The 17,330-nt window shown below is 61.8% G+C and carries 15 protein-coding genes; 3 read left to right on the forward strand and 12 right to left on the reverse strand.

Annotated features, from left to right (window positions below):
- Positions 1-26: 26 nt before the first annotated feature.
- Both AB4Z24_RS04460 and glmM read right to left on the reverse strand, forming a co-directional pair.
- Complete coding sequence (locus tag AB4Z24_RS04460) at positions 27-824, reverse strand: outer membrane protein (protein WP_441706204.1); 798 nt, start codon at positions 822-824, stop codon at positions 27-29.
- Positions 825-1,019: 195 nt separating this feature from the next.
- Positions 1,020-2,369 carry a phosphoglucosamine mutase gene (gene glmM, locus AB4Z24_RS04465; RefSeq protein ID WP_441706205.1) on the reverse strand — a complete coding sequence of 450 codons (1,350 nt, stop codon included), beginning with the start codon at positions 2,367-2,369 and terminating at the stop codon, positions 1,020-1,022.
- Between the two features lie 351 nt (positions 2,370-2,720).
- Here glmM and AB4Z24_RS04470 point away from each other — a divergent pair, with 351 nt between their 5' ends.
- Genes AB4Z24_RS04470 through AB4Z24_RS04480 form a run of 3 tightly spaced genes read left to right on the forward strand, consistent with a single transcriptional unit; the run spans position 2,721 to position 5,509 of the window.
- On the forward strand, positions 2,721-3,629 hold the full coding sequence (locus AB4Z24_RS04470) for a ParA family protein (protein ID WP_290992238.1): 909 nt from the start codon (positions 2,721-2,723) through the stop codon (positions 3,627-3,629).
- Positions 3,630-3,655: 26 nt separating this feature from the next.
- The gene (locus AB4Z24_RS04475; RefSeq protein WP_441706206.1) at positions 3,656-4,144 is read left to right on the forward strand and encodes a hypothetical protein; all 489 of its coding nucleotides are present in this window, start codon (positions 3,656-3,658) and stop codon (positions 4,142-4,144) included.
- Positions 4,145-4,177: 33 nt separating this feature from the next.
- Positions 4,178-5,509, forward strand: a complete 1,332-nt coding sequence (locus tag AB4Z24_RS04480) for an APC family permease (RefSeq protein WP_441706207.1) — start codon at positions 4,178-4,180, stop codon at positions 5,507-5,509.
- Between the two features lie 29 nt (positions 5,510-5,538).
- Here AB4Z24_RS04480 and folP read toward each other — a convergent pair whose 3' ends face one another.
- The 10 genes from folP to tolR all read right to left on the reverse strand — a co-directional run bounded on the left by folP (position 5,539) and on the right by tolR (position 17,330).
- Entirely contained in the window at positions 5,539-6,642 is a 1,104-nt protein-coding gene (folP, locus tag AB4Z24_RS04485; protein ID WP_441706208.1) for a dihydropteroate synthase, read from the reverse strand.
- A 284-nt stretch (positions 6,643-6,926) separates the two neighbouring features.
- Positions 6,927-8,879, reverse strand: coding sequence for an ATP-dependent zinc metalloprotease FtsH (gene ftsH, locus AB4Z24_RS04490; RefSeq protein ID WP_441706209.1), 1,953 nt, complete (start codon positions 8,877-8,879; stop codon positions 6,927-6,929).
- Positions 8,880-9,030: 151 nt separating this feature from the next.
- Positions 9,031-10,386, reverse strand: a complete 1,356-nt coding sequence (gene tilS / locus AB4Z24_RS04495) for a tRNA lysidine(34) synthetase TilS (RefSeq protein WP_441706210.1) — start codon at positions 10,384-10,386, stop codon at positions 9,031-9,033.
- Positions 10,387-10,428: 42 nt separating this feature from the next.
- Positions 10,429-11,436, reverse strand: coding sequence for a tol-pal system protein YbgF (ybgF, locus tag AB4Z24_RS04500; protein ID WP_441706211.1), 1,008 nt, complete (start codon positions 11,434-11,436; stop codon positions 10,429-10,431).
- Positions 11,437-11,578: 142 nt separating this feature from the next.
- A complete protein-coding gene (locus tag AB4Z24_RS04505) occupies positions 11,579-12,373 on the reverse strand; it encodes an OmpA family protein (protein ID WP_441706212.1) in 795 nt (264 codons plus the stop codon).
- A gap of 168 nt (positions 12,374-12,541) precedes the next feature.
- Positions 12,542-13,054 carry a peptidoglycan-associated lipoprotein Pal gene (gene pal / locus AB4Z24_RS04510; RefSeq protein ID WP_441706213.1) on the reverse strand — a complete coding sequence of 171 codons (513 nt, stop codon included), beginning with the start codon at positions 13,052-13,054 and terminating at the stop codon, positions 12,542-12,544.
- A gap of 592 nt (positions 13,055-13,646) precedes the next feature.
- Positions 13,647-13,781, reverse strand: coding sequence for a hypothetical protein (locus tag AB4Z24_RS04515; RefSeq protein ID WP_290992211.1), 135 nt, complete (start codon positions 13,779-13,781; stop codon positions 13,647-13,649).
- 256 nt (positions 13,782-14,037) lie between these two features.
- Complete coding sequence (gene tolB, locus AB4Z24_RS04520) at positions 14,038-15,378, reverse strand: Tol-Pal system beta propeller repeat protein TolB (protein WP_441706214.1); 1,341 nt, start codon at positions 15,376-15,378, stop codon at positions 14,038-14,040.
- A gap of 86 nt (positions 15,379-15,464) precedes the next feature.
- On the reverse strand, positions 15,465-16,619 hold the full coding sequence (tolA, locus tag AB4Z24_RS04525) for a cell envelope integrity protein TolA (protein ID WP_441706215.1): 1,155 nt from the start codon (positions 16,617-16,619) through the stop codon (positions 15,465-15,467).
- Between the two features lie 261 nt (positions 16,620-16,880).
- On the reverse strand, positions 16,881-17,330 hold the full coding sequence (gene tolR / locus AB4Z24_RS04530) for a protein TolR (protein WP_441706216.1): 450 nt from the start codon (positions 17,328-17,330) through the stop codon (positions 16,881-16,883).

A 17,330-nucleotide genomic window follows, 5' to 3' on the forward strand; every position in this document is an offset into this window, starting at 1 on the left:
GCCCAAACTAACAATCAGACGAACAATCAGTTCAGATCGTAACGAAGACCGACACGCAGCTGGTGTGCTGTGATGTCCTTTGATTTTTCACTGGACGTCACAGTGTCTGCATCGAATGAAGCCGTTTCAGCTTTTCCGAGGTAGAGGAAGCGGTAGCCGAAATCGAGGTAGAGTGCGTTGCCCGAGCTGACAGCGACCGGCTCATCCTTCATGCCGCCGACGTAGGTCGTGCCACCGCTGCGAATGCGCCAGGAAATGCCGGCCATTGCAGCAGCCGCGAAATTATCGGTAGACTTTCCGCCATATTCGGTTGTGCAACCGCACTGCTCGAACGTGCCTGACGACGTCGAATTGTGCGCATAACCAATGCCGGCGCCAATGTACGGAACGAAGCGACCGCCACGGTTGAAATCGTAATAGAGGTTGGCCAGGACGACAGTGCTGCTCAAATCGAACTTCGAATTGCCGACGAGGTTGCCCGGAGAATAGTAAAGCGAGGACTCGGTGGTGGAGTCGAAAATATGATCGACTGTGATATCGCCACGGAATCCGCGTCCGAAATAGCGGCCGATACCGCCACCGATGCTCCACGCGCCGTCTTGGCTGGAATTTCCGACCTCACGGCCGCTGAAGCTCAACGACGGGCTCGTGAACCAGTTATATCCGCCATCGACGCGGGCATACCAACCCGGCGACGCAGCCGGCATGGCTTCCATCACAGGGGCATCCTTGAGACTGGTGCCGCCGAGGTCGGCAGCCGAAGCCGCCAGAGCACTGCCAAGAACAAGAGCCGCGCTGAGCAGTACTTTGCGCGCAATGAGCATGTATTTTCCCTTCTCGTGCGGCTCAGCGCGACGCGCCGGACCGGCTACTAAAACCGGTCTCGAATATTACGAAGAAGGCTTAAGACGAGCTTAATCGGCGTCGAAATTTGACACGCCGGAGCAGAAGCCCAAATGCTAATGAAAAGTTAATACGATATGTGTGCGGATTATCTCGGGAGCCGCAACGGCCGCCGCTTACGCCGCAGCGGCCGATCGAACGGCGTCGCAGATGTCGCCGACGATGCTCGACACGATCTTCTCGTCATCGCCTTCCGCCATGACGCGGATGACGGGTTCCGTGCCCGACGGCCGAATGACGAGGCGCCCGTTTTCGCCGAGCTTCGCCTTCGCACCCTCGATGGCCTTGATAACGCGCGTGTCTTCCAGCGGCTGGCCGTTGGCATAGCGCACGTTCCGCAAGATCTGCGGCAGCGGGTGAAAGCGGTTGCAGACTTCCGACACCGTCTTCCCGGTGGCGACGACGCACGCCAGGATCTGCAGTGCAGAGACCAATCCGTCGCCCGTCGTCGTGAAGTCGGACAGCACGATATGGCCCGATTGCTCGCCGCCGACGTTGAAGCCGTGCTTGCGCATATGCTCGGTGACGTAGCGATCGCCGACCGGCGTGCGCGCGAGCGTCAAACCGATGGACCGCAAATAGCGTTCGAGGCCGAGGTTGCTCATGACCGTTGCAACGATGCCGCCCGCCGCAAGTTTGCCCGTCCGGTGCCAGCTTTCCGCGATCACCGCCATGAGCTGATCGCCGTCGACGATCTCGCCCTTCTCATCCACGATGACAACACGGTCCGCGTCGCCGTCGAGCGCAATACCGATGTCGGCGCGAAGTTCCTTGACCTTCTCGACGAGCGCGTTCGGCGACGTCGACCCGCAATTCAAATTGATGTTGTGGCCGTTCGGTTCGACGCCGATCTTGATGACTTCGGCCCCGAGCTCCCAGAGCGCTTCCGGCGCGACTTTATATGCCGCCCCGTTCGCGCAATCGATGACGATGCGCAGCCCCGCAAGACGCAATTGCTTCGGCATCGTGCGCTTGGCGAACTCGATATACCGTTCCTGCGCACTTTCGACCCGCGTTGCGCGCCCGATGCGATCGGCGTCGACAAGCAGCGATTTAGAATCGGATTCGATCAGGTCTTCGATCTGCTTTTCCATCTCGTCCGAAAGCTTATAGCCGTCCGGATCGAAGAGCTTGATGCCGTTGTCGTTGGAAGGGTTGTGGGAAGCCGACAGCATCACGCCCAAATCGGCCCTGAGCGACCGCGTCAGCATGGCGACCGCCGGCGTCGGCATCGGGCCGAGCAGAAACACGTCCATGCCGACCGACGTGAAACCCGACATCAGGGCCGCTTCCAGCATGTAGCCGGAAAGCCGCGTGTCCTTGCCGAGCACGACGCGGTGCCGGTGCGTACCCGACCGGAAGACGGTCCCGGCGGCCATCCCGACCTTCAGCGCAATTTCCGATGTCATCGGATGCCTGTTGGCGAGACCGCGAATGCCGTCCGTCCCGAAATAGCGGCGTACCATGCTAACCTCCCGTCGTGCGGATCAGCCCATTCGCGTAGCACGCTCGAACCGGCAATCCTAAAATAGCGGTGAAACACGTCGTCCAATTGCGGTCGGCGTGATTTTCCGTCCCCTTAGAGACCATAGATGCCCGAGCAAGCACTTGCATTCCACGCCGTTGGCTGAATTGCCGCAAATGTTACACCGGATTCCACTCGGGGTTGCACAGACTTCGCACCTTCTTTCCACATTATGAGATTTTGAGACACAGGTTGGCTCGCGTTACGGAATCGGCCCATAGGTCCACTATTGATGTAGCGCGCGCTTCAGGGGCAAAGTCGTTTAGCGGGCGCAATCCGAGGGGTATCGATTATGGCAGTCTTTCTAGCAGTCGCTAACCGCAAGGGTGGCGTCGGCAAATCCACTGTCGCAGTGATGCTGGCTCACGGGCTTGCCGTCCACGGGGGCAAACGCGTCCTGTTGATCGACCTCGATTCCCAATGCAACGCATCGCTCATCCTGATGGGCGGTCAAGGCTGGAACGAAGCCCGCAAAGCCGGCAAAACCATCGCCGATTACTTCTACGACCTGTTCGACGGCATCCCCGCCAACGCCCGCGATTACGTCGCCAAGAACGTCGGCGATGTTTCCATTGCGAACGGCAAGCCGGCCCCGATTTCGCTTGTCCCCGGTTCCCTCCTCCTCGAGGACATCCAGGGCGAGCTGTACCTGAAGCAGGCAAGCCAGAGCAACGTCCCGGAGGTCGTCGCGAACCGCGTCCGCGGCCGCATGGAAAGCCTCATCCGCCGCTTCGAAGGCGACTATGACGTCGTCATTCTGGACTGCGCGCCGGGCCTCTCGTTCGCCGCCCTCGCCGCGCTCAAGACGGCCGACAAGGTCATCGTGCCCTTCCGCCCGGACTACGTTTCCCAGCTCGCCGTCGACCGCGTCGCGATGCTGATCGAAGACACGCGCAATCTCGACGACCTTGCCGCAATGCCCACGGAGGACAGGCGGTATGTCTGTCTCGCAAACTATGTGCGCAACGACGACCGGGACTATATGATGATCGAGGAAATAAGCCTCGTGCATCCGGTGCTCGAGACGTTTCTGCCGCAACGCAACGGCATCGCCAACGCCTTCGACTACATCGGCCAGCTGAGATCGATCGACGTCAAGTATTCCGACGCCGCCGGCGACGTCAAAGAGCTTCATCAGGAGATCGCCCGCCTGGTTGAAACCGTGGCGGCGAAGAAGAAAAACAAAGTATCCGTTTCTTAACTGTTGCAGGCGAGAAGACGTCGATCATGAGCAAAGGCAAACAGCTCTGGCCCGGCGATGAGATGGCGATGTTCTTCCGCGCCCATATCCGGCGCGAGACAACGCTTGAGGGCGAAGCGGCGGACCGGCTCGCAGCCGCGCTGACGAAGGCTATCAACCGCATGCTCGTCCGCGAGATGCCCCCCGAGCCTTCGGGAGAGCTTGCAGCAGAGCCGCCGGTCGAAGCCCCGAAAGCCGCCGAAGCCGCGGCCCCGGCCGAGTCGAACGAGCGGCACGACCGCGCCGAGAATTTCAATCCCTATCGCTTCTCCGCGATGGTGACGCTTGCGAAGCACGGCCGCGAAGGCCTGATGACGCGCCTTCAGGAAATCAAATCGGCGGAAAGTCTGCGGGCGTTCGCGGAAGCCCAGCACGTACCTGTTGCGGCAAACGTGAAGCGAACCGACGACATCCGCAAAGCCATCGTCGCCGGCGTCGAACGTCGCCTCGCGGACCGTAAAGCCGCGGCCAGCTGACGAGCTTCAACCGGGCGAAGGGAGGGACGCTACGTGGTGGCCGAAGCGCCGTCTGACGCAAATCCCGGCCTCCGCCGCTCCATCGGAACGACACAGCTCGCACTCTATGCGCTCGGCAGCATGGTCGGGTCGGGAATTTACGGCCTCATCGGCAAGGCCGCAGGCGAAGCCGGCTCTGCCGTCTGGCTGTCGTTTATAATCGCCATGCTGGCGGCGCTGCTGACTGCCCTCTCCTATGCCTCGCTCGGATCTCGCTACCCGCGCGCGGGTGGCGCAGCATATGTGACGGACCGCGCGTTCAAGCGGCCGCTCCTGAGCTTCACCATCGGGCTCGCCCTTGTAGCGTCCGGACTGACCTCGATCGCAACTCAGTCGAAGATCTTCGCGGCGATCCTCGCCGACATCGCCGACATCGAGGCGTTGACACCGACCGCCATCACGGTGGGCTTTCTGTTGATCCTTAGCGGCATCGTCTTCCGGGGCATCCGCGAGAGCATGTGGGTCAACGTCGTCTGCACGTTGTTGGAGGTCTCGGGAATTCTCCTCGTCATCGTGTCGGGCATCTCCTATTGGGGCACGGTCGACTACTTCGAAATCCCGCCACGGGCAGCGGACACAGGCATCGCCCTCGTCGTGCTGCAGGCGTCCGTGCTCACGTTCTTTGCGTTTATCGGCTTCGAAGATGCCATCAACGTCGCCGAGGAATGCAAGAACCCCCAGCGCACGATCCCGTGGGGCCTCGTCATCGCAACGGTTTCCGCAGCGTTCCTGTACGTGGCCGTCTCGATCACTGCGGTATCCGTGCTGCCGTGGCAGGAACTCGCCGCAGCACCGAGCCCATTGACCGCGGTCATGCAGCGCAGCGCTCCGGACATACCCGCCGGGCTGATGAGCTTCATCGCGCTCTTCTCGGTGGCGAACACCGCACTCGTCAATTACGTGACGGCCTCCCGCCTGATCTACGGCATGTCAGGTCAAGGACTTCTGCCGGCCGTCGTCGGACGCGTGCACGAGACGCGGAGAACGCCGCACATCGCGATCGCAGCGATACTTGGATTATTGTTGCTGCTGGTCGTTGCCGGAGAAATTGCCGATCTCGCCGCCGCCACGGTCCTGCTTCTGCTCGTCGTCTTCATCGCCGTCAACGGGTCGCTCATTGTGTTGAAGCGCCGGAGGGGCGAAGCTCCGGGACAATTCGAAATTCCGACAATCCTGCCGGTCGCGGGCATCATCGTCTGCGCGGCGCTTCTCGTCACGCGCTTGGCGAGTGCCGACTGGCGCGCCCCGGCACTGGCAGGCGCACTCCTCGCGGTGATCCTCTGCTTTTACGCCGCCCTCAAAACGACGGCGCCGAAGATCAGATAGCGCTCGCAAAGCCGCATCGCCCATCGAGATCAGCCGAGCCCCTTTTCCGTCCCCGCCGAGCACGCACGCCAAACCTCGACGGCCTGCTTCGTTTCCGCGACGTCATGCGCGCGGACGATCTGCACGCCAGCCGCGACACCCGCAAGCGCGCAGGCGAGCGACCCCGGCACACGGTCCTTCGCTGCGTCCACATTGCAGAGCTGACCGATCATCTTCTTGCGGCTGGCGCCGAGCAGGATAGGCACGCCAAGCCCGTGATAAAGCGAAAGGCCCGCCATCACCGCGACGTTGTGATGAAGATGCTTGCCGAAACCGATGCCCGGATCGGCGACGAGCTTCGCCTTCGGGATACCGGCCGCGACGCACGCCTGGATGCGCCCCTCGAGATAATCAAAAACATCGAGCACGACGTCGTCGTACTTCGGATTGTCGTTCATCGTTTTCGGATCGCCTTGCGCGTGCATGATGACGATCGGCAGCCCGGTCTCGGCCGCGACCTCCAAGGCTTCCGGATCATACGTGAAAGCGGAGACGTCATTCAGAATGTCCGCGCCAGCCGCAGCCGCGCGCCGCATCACCTCTGATTTGCGCGTATCGACCGAGATCACCGCATCGGTCCTGGCTCGCAATCCCTCGACCACGGGAATGACCCGGCGCAGCTCTTCATCGACCGCGACCGTATCCGATTGCGGCCGCGTGCTTTCACCGCCGATATCGAGAATGTCGGCCCCCTCTTCGACGAGCCGCAATCCGTGTGCGATCGCGTCTTCAGTGCTCGCGAACTGGCCGCCGTCCGAGAAACTATCCGGCGTGACGTTTATGATGCCCATGATGCGCGGGCGATCGAGCGACAACCCGGCGACACGCGCACGCGGCTCGGAAAGCGCTTGCAGAATGTCGGCGGCCGACAACGCTTCCCGGCCCCAGTCGCCGCTGAAGGCGTCTCCCAGGACAACGGTCCGCCGCTTCGTTTCGGGCGAACCGCGCGTCAACACATCAAGCGCCGCGAACGACATCCGGCCGCCGGCAAGAGGCAGACCCTTCCATTCGGGAACGTCGGCCTCATCGACCGCCCGGCTGACGCTCCGGTCCCAGAAGATCGCGCTAGGCTGCAGGTAGACTGATCGTTTCATTGACACTCGCACACAGAAAAATTTCCGCCGGACGCAACACTTCTCCCCTCCCCCTCGCGGGGAGGGATCGGGGGTGGGGGGTTCGGAGAGAGAAGAAATTTCGAGATCAGCATTTGCAGTTCAGCAGCCAATTTGCCCAAGTGCTTTAACAGTCCGCTGGTCATTCACCCCACCCCTAACCCCTCCCCCTCAAGGGGAGGGGAATCCGTTCCCGAGCTTCCGAAACAAAAGCGGCCGCGATGTTATCGCGGCCGCCAGGAAATTTGCGGACCATCGTCCAACGATTACTGCGGCTGCGGTTCGGGCTCGATATCGATCCCGCCCTTGGGCTCGCCCCGCGGCCGCGGCGGCTGCCGGCCCGCAGTCGGAACGGCCGAACCGGCTGGTCCCTTGCTGCCGTCATCGTCCGTCGGACGCGAGATCTTGTCACCGCGCATGATCGCCTGACACTCGTCGCCCGTGATGGTCTCGTACTCCATCAGCGCCTGCGCCATCAGCTCGAGCTCGCCCTTGTGCTTCGTCAGCACTTCCCAGGCGGTTTTCTGACCGGTGGTCACGATACGCCGCGTCTCTTCATCGATGAGCTTGGCGGTCTCTTCGCTCATGTTCTTCTGTTGCGTGATCGAATGACCGAGGAACACTTCCTGCTGGTTCTCCGAGTAGAGCAGCGGCCCGAGCAAGTCGCTCATACCCCACTCCGTCACCATCTTCTTGGCGATGTTCGTCGCCTGGCTGATGTCGCTCGAAGCACCCGTGTTCAAGTGTTCGCGGCCATAGATGATCTGCTCGGCAACACGGCCGCCGAAGGCCATCGCGATCTTGCCCTCGCACCACTGCTTCGAATAGCTGAGGCGATCCCGCTCCGGCAAACTCATCGTAACGCCCAGCGCGCGGCCGCGCGGAATGATCGTCACCTTGTGCAGGGGATCGTTGCCCGGCACGACGAGATTGACGATCGCGTGGCCAGCCTCGTGATAGGCGGTCGCGAGCTTCTCTTCCTCGGTCATGGCCATGGTCTTGCGCTCGGCGCCCATCATGACCTTGTCCTTGGAATCCTCGAACTCCGCCTGCGTCACGAGCCGCTTGTTGCGACGGGCGGCAAGCAGCGCCGCCTCGTTGACGAGGTTCGCAAGATCCGCGCCCGAGAACCCAGGCGTACCGCGGGCAATCACCTTCGGATCGACGTCCGGCGCCAGCGGCACCTTCTTCATGTGAACGCGCAGGATCCGCTCGCGCCCGACCACATCCGGATTGGGAACGACGATCTGGCGGTCGAAACGGCCGGGGCGCAGCAGCGCCGGATCGAGCACGTCGGGACGGTTCGTCGCCGCGATGATGATGATGCCTTCGTTGGCTTCGAAGCCGTCCATCTCGACAAGCAGCTGATTGAGCGTCTGTTCGCGCTCGTCGTTGCCGCCACCGAGACCGGCACCGCGATGACGGCCGACAGCGTCGATTTCGTCGATGAAGATGATGCACGGCGCATTCTTCTTCGCCTGCTCGAACATATCGCGCACGCGGCTTGCGCCGACGCCGACGAACATCTCGACGAAGTCGGAGCCGGAGATCGTGAAGAACGGAACGTTGGCTTCGCCCGCAACGGCGCGCGCAATGAGCGTCTTACCAGTGCCGGGAGGACCCACGAGCAGGCAGCCGCGCGGAATGCGTCCGCCGAGGCGCTGGAACTTCTGCGGGTCGCGAAGGAACTCGACGATCTCTTCAAGATCGGCTTTCGCCTCGTCGACACCGGCGACGTCCTCGAACGTGACGCGGCCATGCCGCTCCGTCAGGAGCTTCGCGCGAGACTTGCCGAAGCCCATTGCTCGGCCGGAACCCGACTGCATCTGACGCATGAAGAAGATCCACACGCCGATGAGCAGCAGCATCGGAAACCAGCTCAGAAGAATGCTTGTGATCGACTGCACTTCATCCTCGGCAGGCCGCGCTTTGAACTTCACACCCTTCTCGCGCAGGCGGGTCACGAGGTTCGGGTCTTCTGGGGCATAAGTCGAGAACGCCGCATCGTTTGAGCCCGCGTCCCGCTTCGTACCCGTGATACGGTTGCCCGCGATCACGGCTTCCGAGACGTTACCCTTATCCACGGCGTCTAGAAATTCAGAATATTGAATTTCGTTTGTCCGGCGGGTTGTGCTCGGATTGCTGACGAGATTGTAGAGCGCCAGCAAGAGGACGAACAACGCCGCCCAGATCGCAAGTTTCTGATAATTCGGGTTCATTTTTTTCCTTGATGGCGCCGTCGGCACCAAAATGGCGCGTGCTCGGTGGCACTGCTGCCCCCAAAGTGAGACCTTAACATAGGTGGCGGCCAATCTCCGCACAAGTTCGTGCGTTTACCTTGGTTCTCGGGGCCACCATACGTCGTAATCCTTAAGATGTAACGGACGCCAAGGGCGTCAATTCGAACCCGTCGGGATCGAACGGCTCGGCCTCCGGAAGGGCAAAAGGCGCGAGAGAGGGTGCTGCAACGAGTTCATCCCCGGCCCAAAATGACGGTAGCGCCGCCGCGGCACGCGCGGGCGGTCGCAATTCGTCGCGGAGGCGATGCGCAACCGCCCCGTATGCTGCGGTGCCTAACGGTTTGACGGTAATGGCCTCCCGGCCGTTGAGCGGCGCCCCCCCTCCCCAGTTTTCGGCGGACCAGCTCAGCGCAAACCTATTATCCCAGATCCTTACGGCCTGGGGCGGCAGCTCAATCTCCGTGTGATCGAGCCGGCCGGCCTCCCGCCAGCACCGGATGAAGCGCGGCCCGATCGAAATCATCGCGCCGCCGAGCGTTGCCGAACACCGTTCTTCCTCCCGAAGCCGGGCCGAGAGTGCTTCGATTTCGGAAAGTTGCGGCTCGGGACTGTCTCCGCCGAAGCGGGCGATGAGACGCGCCATCACCTTCTGCCGCAGGAAGGCTGGACCGGCATCGAAGGCCCGGCGATCGAGCGTCGCAAAAACCTCGTTGCCGAACGAGATATTGAGCGACGCGATGAACTGCTCCTCCGCATAGGCGAGCGCCTCGCGCGCGTCCCCGAGGCGGCGCGCCGACGTCGCCAGCGCCTGGGGCGGCAAACCGGCTGTTGCAAGCTCAACCAATGCCGAACGCACGCGCGCCCGCTCATAGCGATCGTCCGTGTTCGACGGATCTTCGATATAGAGAATGCCGCGCTGGACGACGGCAGCGATCAAACGCGCCTTCTCAAAGCCGAGGAGCGGCCGCACCAGAGCAATCTGGGATTGGCTGGAGATCGGCCGCTCACTGCGCATGCCGGAAAGACCGTCGATGCCTGCGCCGCGCGCGAGGCGCATGACGAACGTCTCAGCCTGGTCGTCGAGATGATGCGCGGTCGCAATCGCGACTTTGCCGCCGCCGATCCCACGCGCATGCTCTTCGAGAAGCCGGTAGCGAGCCCCCCGCGCCGCGGCGGCCACACCACTTCGCGGCTTCGCGCCATCCCACGTCAAGATGGCGTGCGGTAAGCCCAGCCGCTCCGCAGCCTGACCGGCGAGTTCGGCCTCAGAACGCGATTCCGGGCGCAGACCGTGATCGACGGTGGCGACGGATAGCGACGGCGTCGCAAGCTTTGCACGCGCCCGCCATTCGGCAGCGAGAACCATGAGCGCCATGCTGTCCGGACCGCCGGACACGGCAAGGACGACGTGATCGAACCGCGCGAGCCGGCCGAAGGCGGCATCCGCTTCGAGATCAGTAATCGGTAATGGCGATAAGCGACTCACGGCTTCTTCAGTTCAGCGGAGAACCTGAGCCCGCCGCTCCTTCTATTGGCAGCCGATCCGCTGCCGTTCACTCTGTGCGCGTGCTTTCACGTTCTGCGCCGCCGTCGGAAACTTCGACGCGAGTTCGGAGAAGGACGAACACGCCGCATCCTTCTGCCCGAGCCTGTCGAGCGACATCGCGAGCTTCAAAAGACTGTCAGGCGCCTTTCCGCTTTGCGAATAGGTCGAATAGCCCTTCAGGAAAGAGCTCGCCGCCGCCTTGTATTGACCGCGGACGAAATAAGTCTCGCCCAACCAGTATTGCGCATTTCCCGAGAGCGAGTCGTTGGGAAACTTCTTCAGGAAATCGGTGAATGCCGTTTCCGCCGAGCCGTAATCGCGCTGCAGCAGATACCCATAGGCGGTTTCATAAAGCTGCTTTGGGTTTGCGTTCGGCTCGCTCGCCTCAGGCAAAGCCGCCGTGGCGACCGGCGCGGGCGATCCGCCGACGCCGCCAGCCGGCTCCGGCTGTCCATTGCTGGGCTGTCCATGGCTGTCGAGCAGGCCACCGATGGCATCGGTGCCCGATGAAACGGTCGTCGATCCGAACCCGCTGACCGCCGCGTCCGCGTGATCAGCGGTGCCAGCGTCAGGAGCGCCCTGATTGTCCGATCGCCTCGGCACGCCGCCCAAGCTGCGAACTTGATCCGAAAGCTGCTGCACTTGCGCCGAAAGCGCGCGAACCTGCGTCTCCAGCCCCTCGATCCGCGCCGGATCGGCCGAAACCGCACCTCCCGACGAAGGAAATGGTGCCGCTGCCGAACCGCCGCTTTTGGCAAGCGACTCTAAAGTGCCGACGACGACCTGCATATCGACGAGCTGCTCCTCGAGCGCCTGAACCCTCGCCTTGAGCCCGGCATCACCGGAAGAAGCTGCAGCAGCCGCCCCGCTGCTCTTCGATGGCCGCGCGTCGCTGGTCTGCGCCACGACCGGAACGGCCGATAGGGCGAACGCCAGCGCAACGATCTGCAATCGCAAGCCACTCCGAAGTATCCCCGCAAGCTTGGCCATTCCCGGCTCTACCCCTAATGTTCGATCGAATGTTAAATCGCTGAAGCGCCAGTCAACTACCGCTGGAAGAAACTGTATCCCAGCATCGCCTGCGCCTCCACCTACGCCGGGTCGCAGGGACCCATCAACCCAGAGAGCGCAATTATTGCGAAATCGCCTCGGCCTGATCGGATCGGGCGCCGCTCACCGGACCCACCGAAGCTTTGGCAGGCAACCCCGTAGTCCCCGGCCGCGGCGGCCAAGTTCCATCGTAACGCCAGTCCTTTATGTAAACTTCGGCATTCCGGTTCTGAGCTTGGCACAAGGGCCCGCCGCACACCGCGATGCGGTCCGTATTCCCGGCGGCTTTGACCTCGATGCGACTTTCCGCAATTCCTGCCGCGACCAGCCTGTCACGAACGGCCTGAGCGCGCTGCAGGGAAAGCTCACCCGATGTGGCCCGCCCCCCGTCATCGTCGGAACGCCCGATAACCACGACCGTCAGATCGGGCCGGGCATTGAGCCAGCGCGCCTGACCTTCGACGATACTGCGCGCCCGTCCGCCGAGAATTGCGCTGTTCTCCGCGAAGAACACGCGGTCTCCGACATCGACCAGAAAAGCCCGCCGGTATTCGACAGTACGCTCGGCAAGTCCGGCCTTGATCAGCGCCCGCTCGTCTGGAGTCCTCTCGCCGCGATCAAGCGCCGCCAACGCGCGCTTTGCCCGCGAGGCCTCGATCGTTCCCGGATAGTCGCTGACCACCCGGTCAAGCAGCCGCCGGCCGGACTCGTCGGCGTGATCCGAAAGCGCATCTAGACCGTCTTCGAGCAGCTCCGCAGCCGTTTCACGATCCGCCGCCTCATCTTGGGCGAAGACGCGCTGCGCCAATATCGCCGTAAAGGCGATCACACAGCAGAAAACGCCAACCGCAACCTTGGAAGTCCGCAATTTCAACATCGAACGGCGCCGCAACCTGGAAGATCAAGGAGCCGTTATGCGAGTCCAATTAGGCCAAACTTTGCTGAATCTTGGGTGCGCAAAAGCCCTGTGGGAGTGTGGCTCTTATGAGCCAACACACAAACGCCACACGAAGAAGACCTGGAAGCGACCTAGCCGGCGCGAGGATTAACGCTGGCTAACCACACCACCGCTGTTGAGCACCGTCTGCGCGCGACGGTTCTGCGACCAGCAGGAAATGTCGTTGCAGACGGCAACCGGACGCTCCTTGCCGTAGGAGATCGTGCGGATGCGCGCACCGTTCACGCCATGCGAGGACAGGAAGTTGCGCACCGTCGTCGCACGCCGCGCGCCAAGCGCGATGTTGTACTCGCGCGTGCCGCGTTCGTCGGCATGGCCTTCGATGGTGATGGTGTAGTTCGGGTACTGCTGCAGCCACTGCGACTGCTTCGTCAGCGTCTGCGCGGCTTCGGGCGTGAGATCGACCGAGTCGGTCGAGAAATAGACGAGGTCGCCGACGTTCTGCGTGAAGTCACGCTGCGAGCCCGGCGTCGCGTTTCCGTATTTGCCGCTTAGGGAGTCGGGCTGCATGTCTTTGTTGGCGCACGCGCCGAGCGTCGCGGCAAGTATCGAAACGGCGGCAAGGCGCAGACCCAAGCTCCGCGCAAACGTGGCCATCATTTCGCAAATCCCCTTCGTATCGATCTCATCTCTCGCGCGAGTTGCATGCGCTTTGTCTGAGAGAGATAGCTGTTTCATTCCCGCATAGAGAATCGTTCAGCCGAAAATATGGCCGAGTCCGCCGATGACCCACCAAGTCTCTCCCTGAGGAGGGCTCGGATTACCTGGATCTCCCGCGATCCGTTCTCTCAGGAGCTTGTAGCATCGCGTTGCGAAGCGCGCGTGCGACTAATTTGGTTTTGAGCACTTTTCTCGATCTTTTCCGCACCAAAAACGGCCGGAAGAATCGACTTTTCGAGCTGCCTGAAATCGGCGAAGCGCGCGTCACGCGAGTCGGGAAAATCATCCCCGCGACGGCACCCCTAAAAAGCTCAAGACCGAGATGGTGGCGAGCTAATCGCCAACAACTCGGTCTTGAAGATTAGGATGAAAAACGCAGTACTGAGTAACAGGCAGCGCTTAGAGCGCGTCCTGCTGCTGAGCATCGAACCCGCCGATCTCCATAGACTGATGCTGAGCACCAGTTACAAAGGCTGCGACGAGAACGAATGCGCTCTTCATAGGTAGTCCTTTGAGTCCAGAGTACCCGCGATTAGCGAGCGACCTGGTCGCTAGCGGTCGGGCCGCCGAGCTTCAAAGGCGTATGCTCAGCTTCGCGACGGCATGCGCCGAGAGCAACAGCCGCGACTACTGCTGACAAAAGGATCAGCCCCTTCACACCCTGCATGGTCATATCTCCTGATACGATTCCGGCAAAAGCCGTACTCTGGGGTACCGGGAGGGCGCGTCCCGATCAAGAACTGAGGGGGCAATTCCCAAGTTTTCCAAGGCAATAGATGCGAAAATGCAACGGGACTTAGTGGGCAAAAGTCAACACTTTTGTGACTACGGTTAAGACGAGCAACACCTTGATATCACTCATCTTTGTTCGCCTCGACAAAGGCGTCGTTAATAATTGAACGAAGCCGTTCGTAAATAGGGTGTTAATTCAGAAGCGGTGACCAAGCCGGGTCCGAAGCGAAGGCCGGAGTGTCGACCTTTCGTTCGTTGTAACCCGTGATATCGACCGAGAAGATTCGAGGCCCCCCGTTTGTGCCCTGCGACTCGCGGAAGAACATCAAAACCCGGCCGTTTGGTGCCCAGGTCGGCCCCTCGTTGTGAAATCCTTCCGTCAGCGTGCGTTCCCCCGAGCCGTCCGGCTTCATGACGCCGATGATGAACGCCCCGCTGGTCTGTTTGGTGAACGCGATATAGTCACCCCGAGGTGACCAGACAGGCGTCGAGTAGCTGCCGTCGCCCATCGAGATCGGATGCTGGTTTGATCCGTCCGAATTCATGACCCAGAGCTGCTGTCTGCCAGCCCGATCGCTCTCGAAGACGATCTGACCGCCGTCCGGCGAATAGCTTGGACTGGTATCGATACCGTTCGACCGCGTGATCTGCCGCGGCTGCCGGGAGCGGAGATCCATCTCGTAAATATCGGAGCCGCCATCGGGGCGCCCGAGGCTCATGACCACCCGCTGCCCGTCGGGAGAGAATCGCGGCGCGAACGTCATGTTGGGAAAATCGCCAACGAGTTCACGACGGCCTGTCTCCAGGTTCATGATGAAAACCTTAGGCTGGCCGCCGTCGGTATAGGACATGTACGTAATTTCCTGGTTCGTCGGAGAGAACCGGGGTGTGAGCACAAGCTCCTGGCCCTGCGTCAGCAGACGGACGTTCGCGCCGTCCTGATCCATGATCGCGAGACGCTTCACGCGCTTCTCTTTGGGGCCAGTTTCGTCAACGTAAACGACGCGCGTATCAAAATAGCCCTTCTCGCCCGTCAGCCGTTCATAGACGCTGTCGGCGATGAGATGGCCGATACGCCGCCAGTTCCGCGACGCCGTCGAAAAGCGCTGGCCAGCGAGTTGCTTCCCGCCCGCGACATCCCAGACGCGGAATTCAGCGCCGACCTTGCCGTCGCCCGCGTTGACGACACGCCCGACGACCAGCGCGTCGGCTTGAATGGAGCGCCAGTCGCCGAAGCGCGGCGCGGCGTTGACGTCGCGCACCTGCTCCAGGAACGACTGATGATCGAGCGGCCGAAAAAGTCCGGACCTTTCGAGATCGGCCTCGACCACCGCCGCGATATTGCTCGCGAGTTGCTGATCGTCGCCAAGAAAGCTTGGAACGGCGATCGGGATCGGCGCGATCGTGCCTTCCGTCTGCGTGCCTTTGAGCTGCGCCATCGCACCCGGTGCAAAACCCGGAACGAGCCAGACGCAAGCAGCGACGAGCGTCGCAACTGAAAAGAGCCTTTTGAGGCGGACTTTCAAGATCATGGATGGTCTCTCATGCGTCACGGTGCGATTCGGAATTCCCAAGTCGTTGCTTCGCTTCGCGGTCGAATGAAGCAACTTTTGGGCGTTTACAACATTTCACGCGGATCGAAAGTCCAGTCGATGTACTTCCACCCGCCTTCGTACTTGTCCGGAGGCAATCGAAACGGCGCGCACATCCTGACGGCTCTGAGTGCGGCTTCGGCATAAACCTGTCCAGCCGTCGTCGATGGCGCGGACGTGACACGTGGCTCGCCGACGAGTGTGCCGTCGGCGTTGAGCTCCCAATGAAGCTCGACAACCGGAACCTCGCTGCCGCCACCCGTACCGGGCGGCCGCCAGCAGCCGTTGAGCTGCGACTTCAGCATCCCCTTCAAGAGATCCTGCTCGCGCGCCGAAAGAACGGTATCCGAGCCGGTCTGCGTCCCCGCTTCCTTGCCGAAGTGGGTCGAAGTCGAGCTTGAGCCCGATGCCTGCTGCCCCTTCTTCTTCTTGTCCTTGTCGAGAAGAGCCTTCGGCGTTGCGTCGTCCGGCGACTTTTCGAGAAGAGACGCGATCTTGCTCGGATCGAACTGCTTCTTCGCGGCTTCGGCTTTCTTCTTGGCCTCTTCCTGTTTCTTCTTCTTGAGTTCAGCGGCCTTCTTCTTTTTCGCCTCTTCTTCCGCTTTCTTTTTTGCTTCGTCTTCGGCCTTCTTCTTCGCTTCCGCCTCGGCTTTTTTCTTGGCCTCCTCGTCGGCCTTCTTCTTGGCTTCTTCCGCCTGGCGTTCCTGCTCAAGCTTCTGCTCAAGAAGCTTTTTCTCGTCCGGCGTCGGACCGGGCTGAGGCTCCGGCGGGGGCGGCGGCTCGTCGATCTTCTTGGAAATCGGATCAGGCTCAGTCTTCGCCGGTGGCGGCGGAGGTGGAGGCTCGGCGGCCTGAGGCGGCTCAGGCTCCGGCGGTGGCTCGGCTTTGGCGACCTGCTCCGCCGGCGGCGGTGGTGGCGGGGGCGCGTTGGAGGGCTTCGGCGTATCGTTCTTGCTGTCGTCGGGCTTCGGCTGGTCGTTCGCCTTCGTCTCGAGATTCTTCGAGTCCTCGCTCCCCTGCTTCAGGCGCAGAAACTCGGATGGCGTGATGATGTCCGCTGAGATCGCCGGCGTATCTGGCGATAGCAGCGGCTGCGCAGTGCGCATGGAAAAAAGCGCCCACCCGAGGAGCAAGGCGTGGAAGAGGAGGGACAGAACCAGTCCTAAGGGCACAGTCAGCACCCACAATCGCTAAAGGACGCCACGTCTGATCGCCGATCCTTGCGACGATTCGGCAGGAGCGGAGCGCAGGCCGCAGCCTTCGCTACGGACAAGCGTCGCGACGAACCGGTCGTCCGGGCGCGGCGACCCGTCGGGCGAACAAGAATGCGCATGGGCGGCGTCGAACCGCTCGTGCGATGCGTCGGCATCGCCCTTAGCGTCTCCCTTGGCCGACGCGCATTCTTGTTCGTCATACGTATCGTCCTCTGGCGATTGCGGGCGCTAAGTGCCTCCCTTCTCCCCATTGAGAACGAACGACAGCTTCTTGAACCCGCCCTGGTTGATGCGGCTCATGACCTCCATCACCGTGCCGTAATTCACGCCCTTGTCGCCGCGCACGAAGATTGTCTCGTCGTAGCCGTTGCCCGCGATTGCCTTGAGTTTCGTCGCCAGGTCGTCGAGCGGAACCTGCGAGTCGCCGATGTAGACGTCGCCATTGGCCTTGACCGTTACCGCCACCGGATCCTTCTTCGGCGGCTCGATTTGCTGGCCCTTGGATTCCGGCAGATTGACGTCGATACCCGTCTGCAACAGCGGCGCCGCGACCATGAAGATGATCAGGAGCACGAGCATCACGTCGACCATCGGCGTGACGTTGATCTCGCTCATCGGCATGTGCCGGCCGCGCCGCCGGCGCCCGCCGCCTCCGCCCGCTTTGACGCTCATCCCCAT

It is taken from the genome of Hyphomicrobium sp. 2TAF46, assembly GCF_052114865.1.
Classification (GTDB): Bacteria; Pseudomonadota; Alphaproteobacteria; order Rhizobiales; family Hyphomicrobiaceae; genus Hyphomicrobium_B.

Coding starts and splice junctions, on each gene's coding strand:
- AB4Z24_RS04460 (WP_441706204.1), bottom strand. CDS start 824: ATGCTCATTGCGCGCAAAGTACTGCTCAGCGCGGCTCTTGTTCTTGGC.
- AB4Z24_RS04515 (WP_290992211.1), bottom strand. CDS start 13,781: ATGCAGGGTGTGAAGGGGCTGATCCTTTTGTCAGCAGTAGTCGCGGCT.
- AB4Z24_RS04505 (WP_441706212.1), bottom strand. CDS start 12,373: ATGTTGAAATTGCGGACTTCCAAGGTTGCGGTTGGCGTTTTCTGCTGT.
- tolR (WP_441706216.1), bottom strand. CDS start 17,330: ATGGGGATGAGCGTCAAAGCGGGCGGAGGCGGCGGGCGCCGGCGGCGC.
- folP (WP_441706208.1), bottom strand. CDS start 6,642: ATGAAACGATCAGTCTACCTGCAGCCTAGCGCGATCTTCTGGGACCGG.
- ybgF (WP_441706211.1), bottom strand. CDS start 11,436: ATGGCCAAGCTTGCGGGGATACTTCGGAGTGGCTTGCGATTGCAGATC.
- glmM (WP_441706205.1), bottom strand. CDS start 2,369: ATGGTACGCCGCTATTTCGGGACGGACGGCATTCGCGGTCTCGCCAAC.
- pal (WP_441706213.1), bottom strand. CDS start 13,054: ATGATGGCCACGTTTGCGCGGAGCTTGGGTCTGCGCCTTGCCGCCGTT.
- AB4Z24_RS04470 (WP_290992238.1), top strand. CDS start 2,721: ATGGCAGTCTTTCTAGCAGTCGCTAACCGCAAGGGTGGCGTCGGCAAA.
- AB4Z24_RS04475 (WP_441706206.1), top strand. CDS start 3,656: ATGAGCAAAGGCAAACAGCTCTGGCCCGGCGATGAGATGGCGATGTTC.
- ftsH (WP_441706209.1), bottom strand. CDS start 8,879: ATGAACCCGAATTATCAGAAACTTGCGATCTGGGCGGCGTTGTTCGTC.
- tolB (WP_441706214.1), bottom strand. CDS start 15,378: ATGATCTTGAAAGTCCGCCTCAAAAGGCTCTTTTCAGTTGCGACGCTC.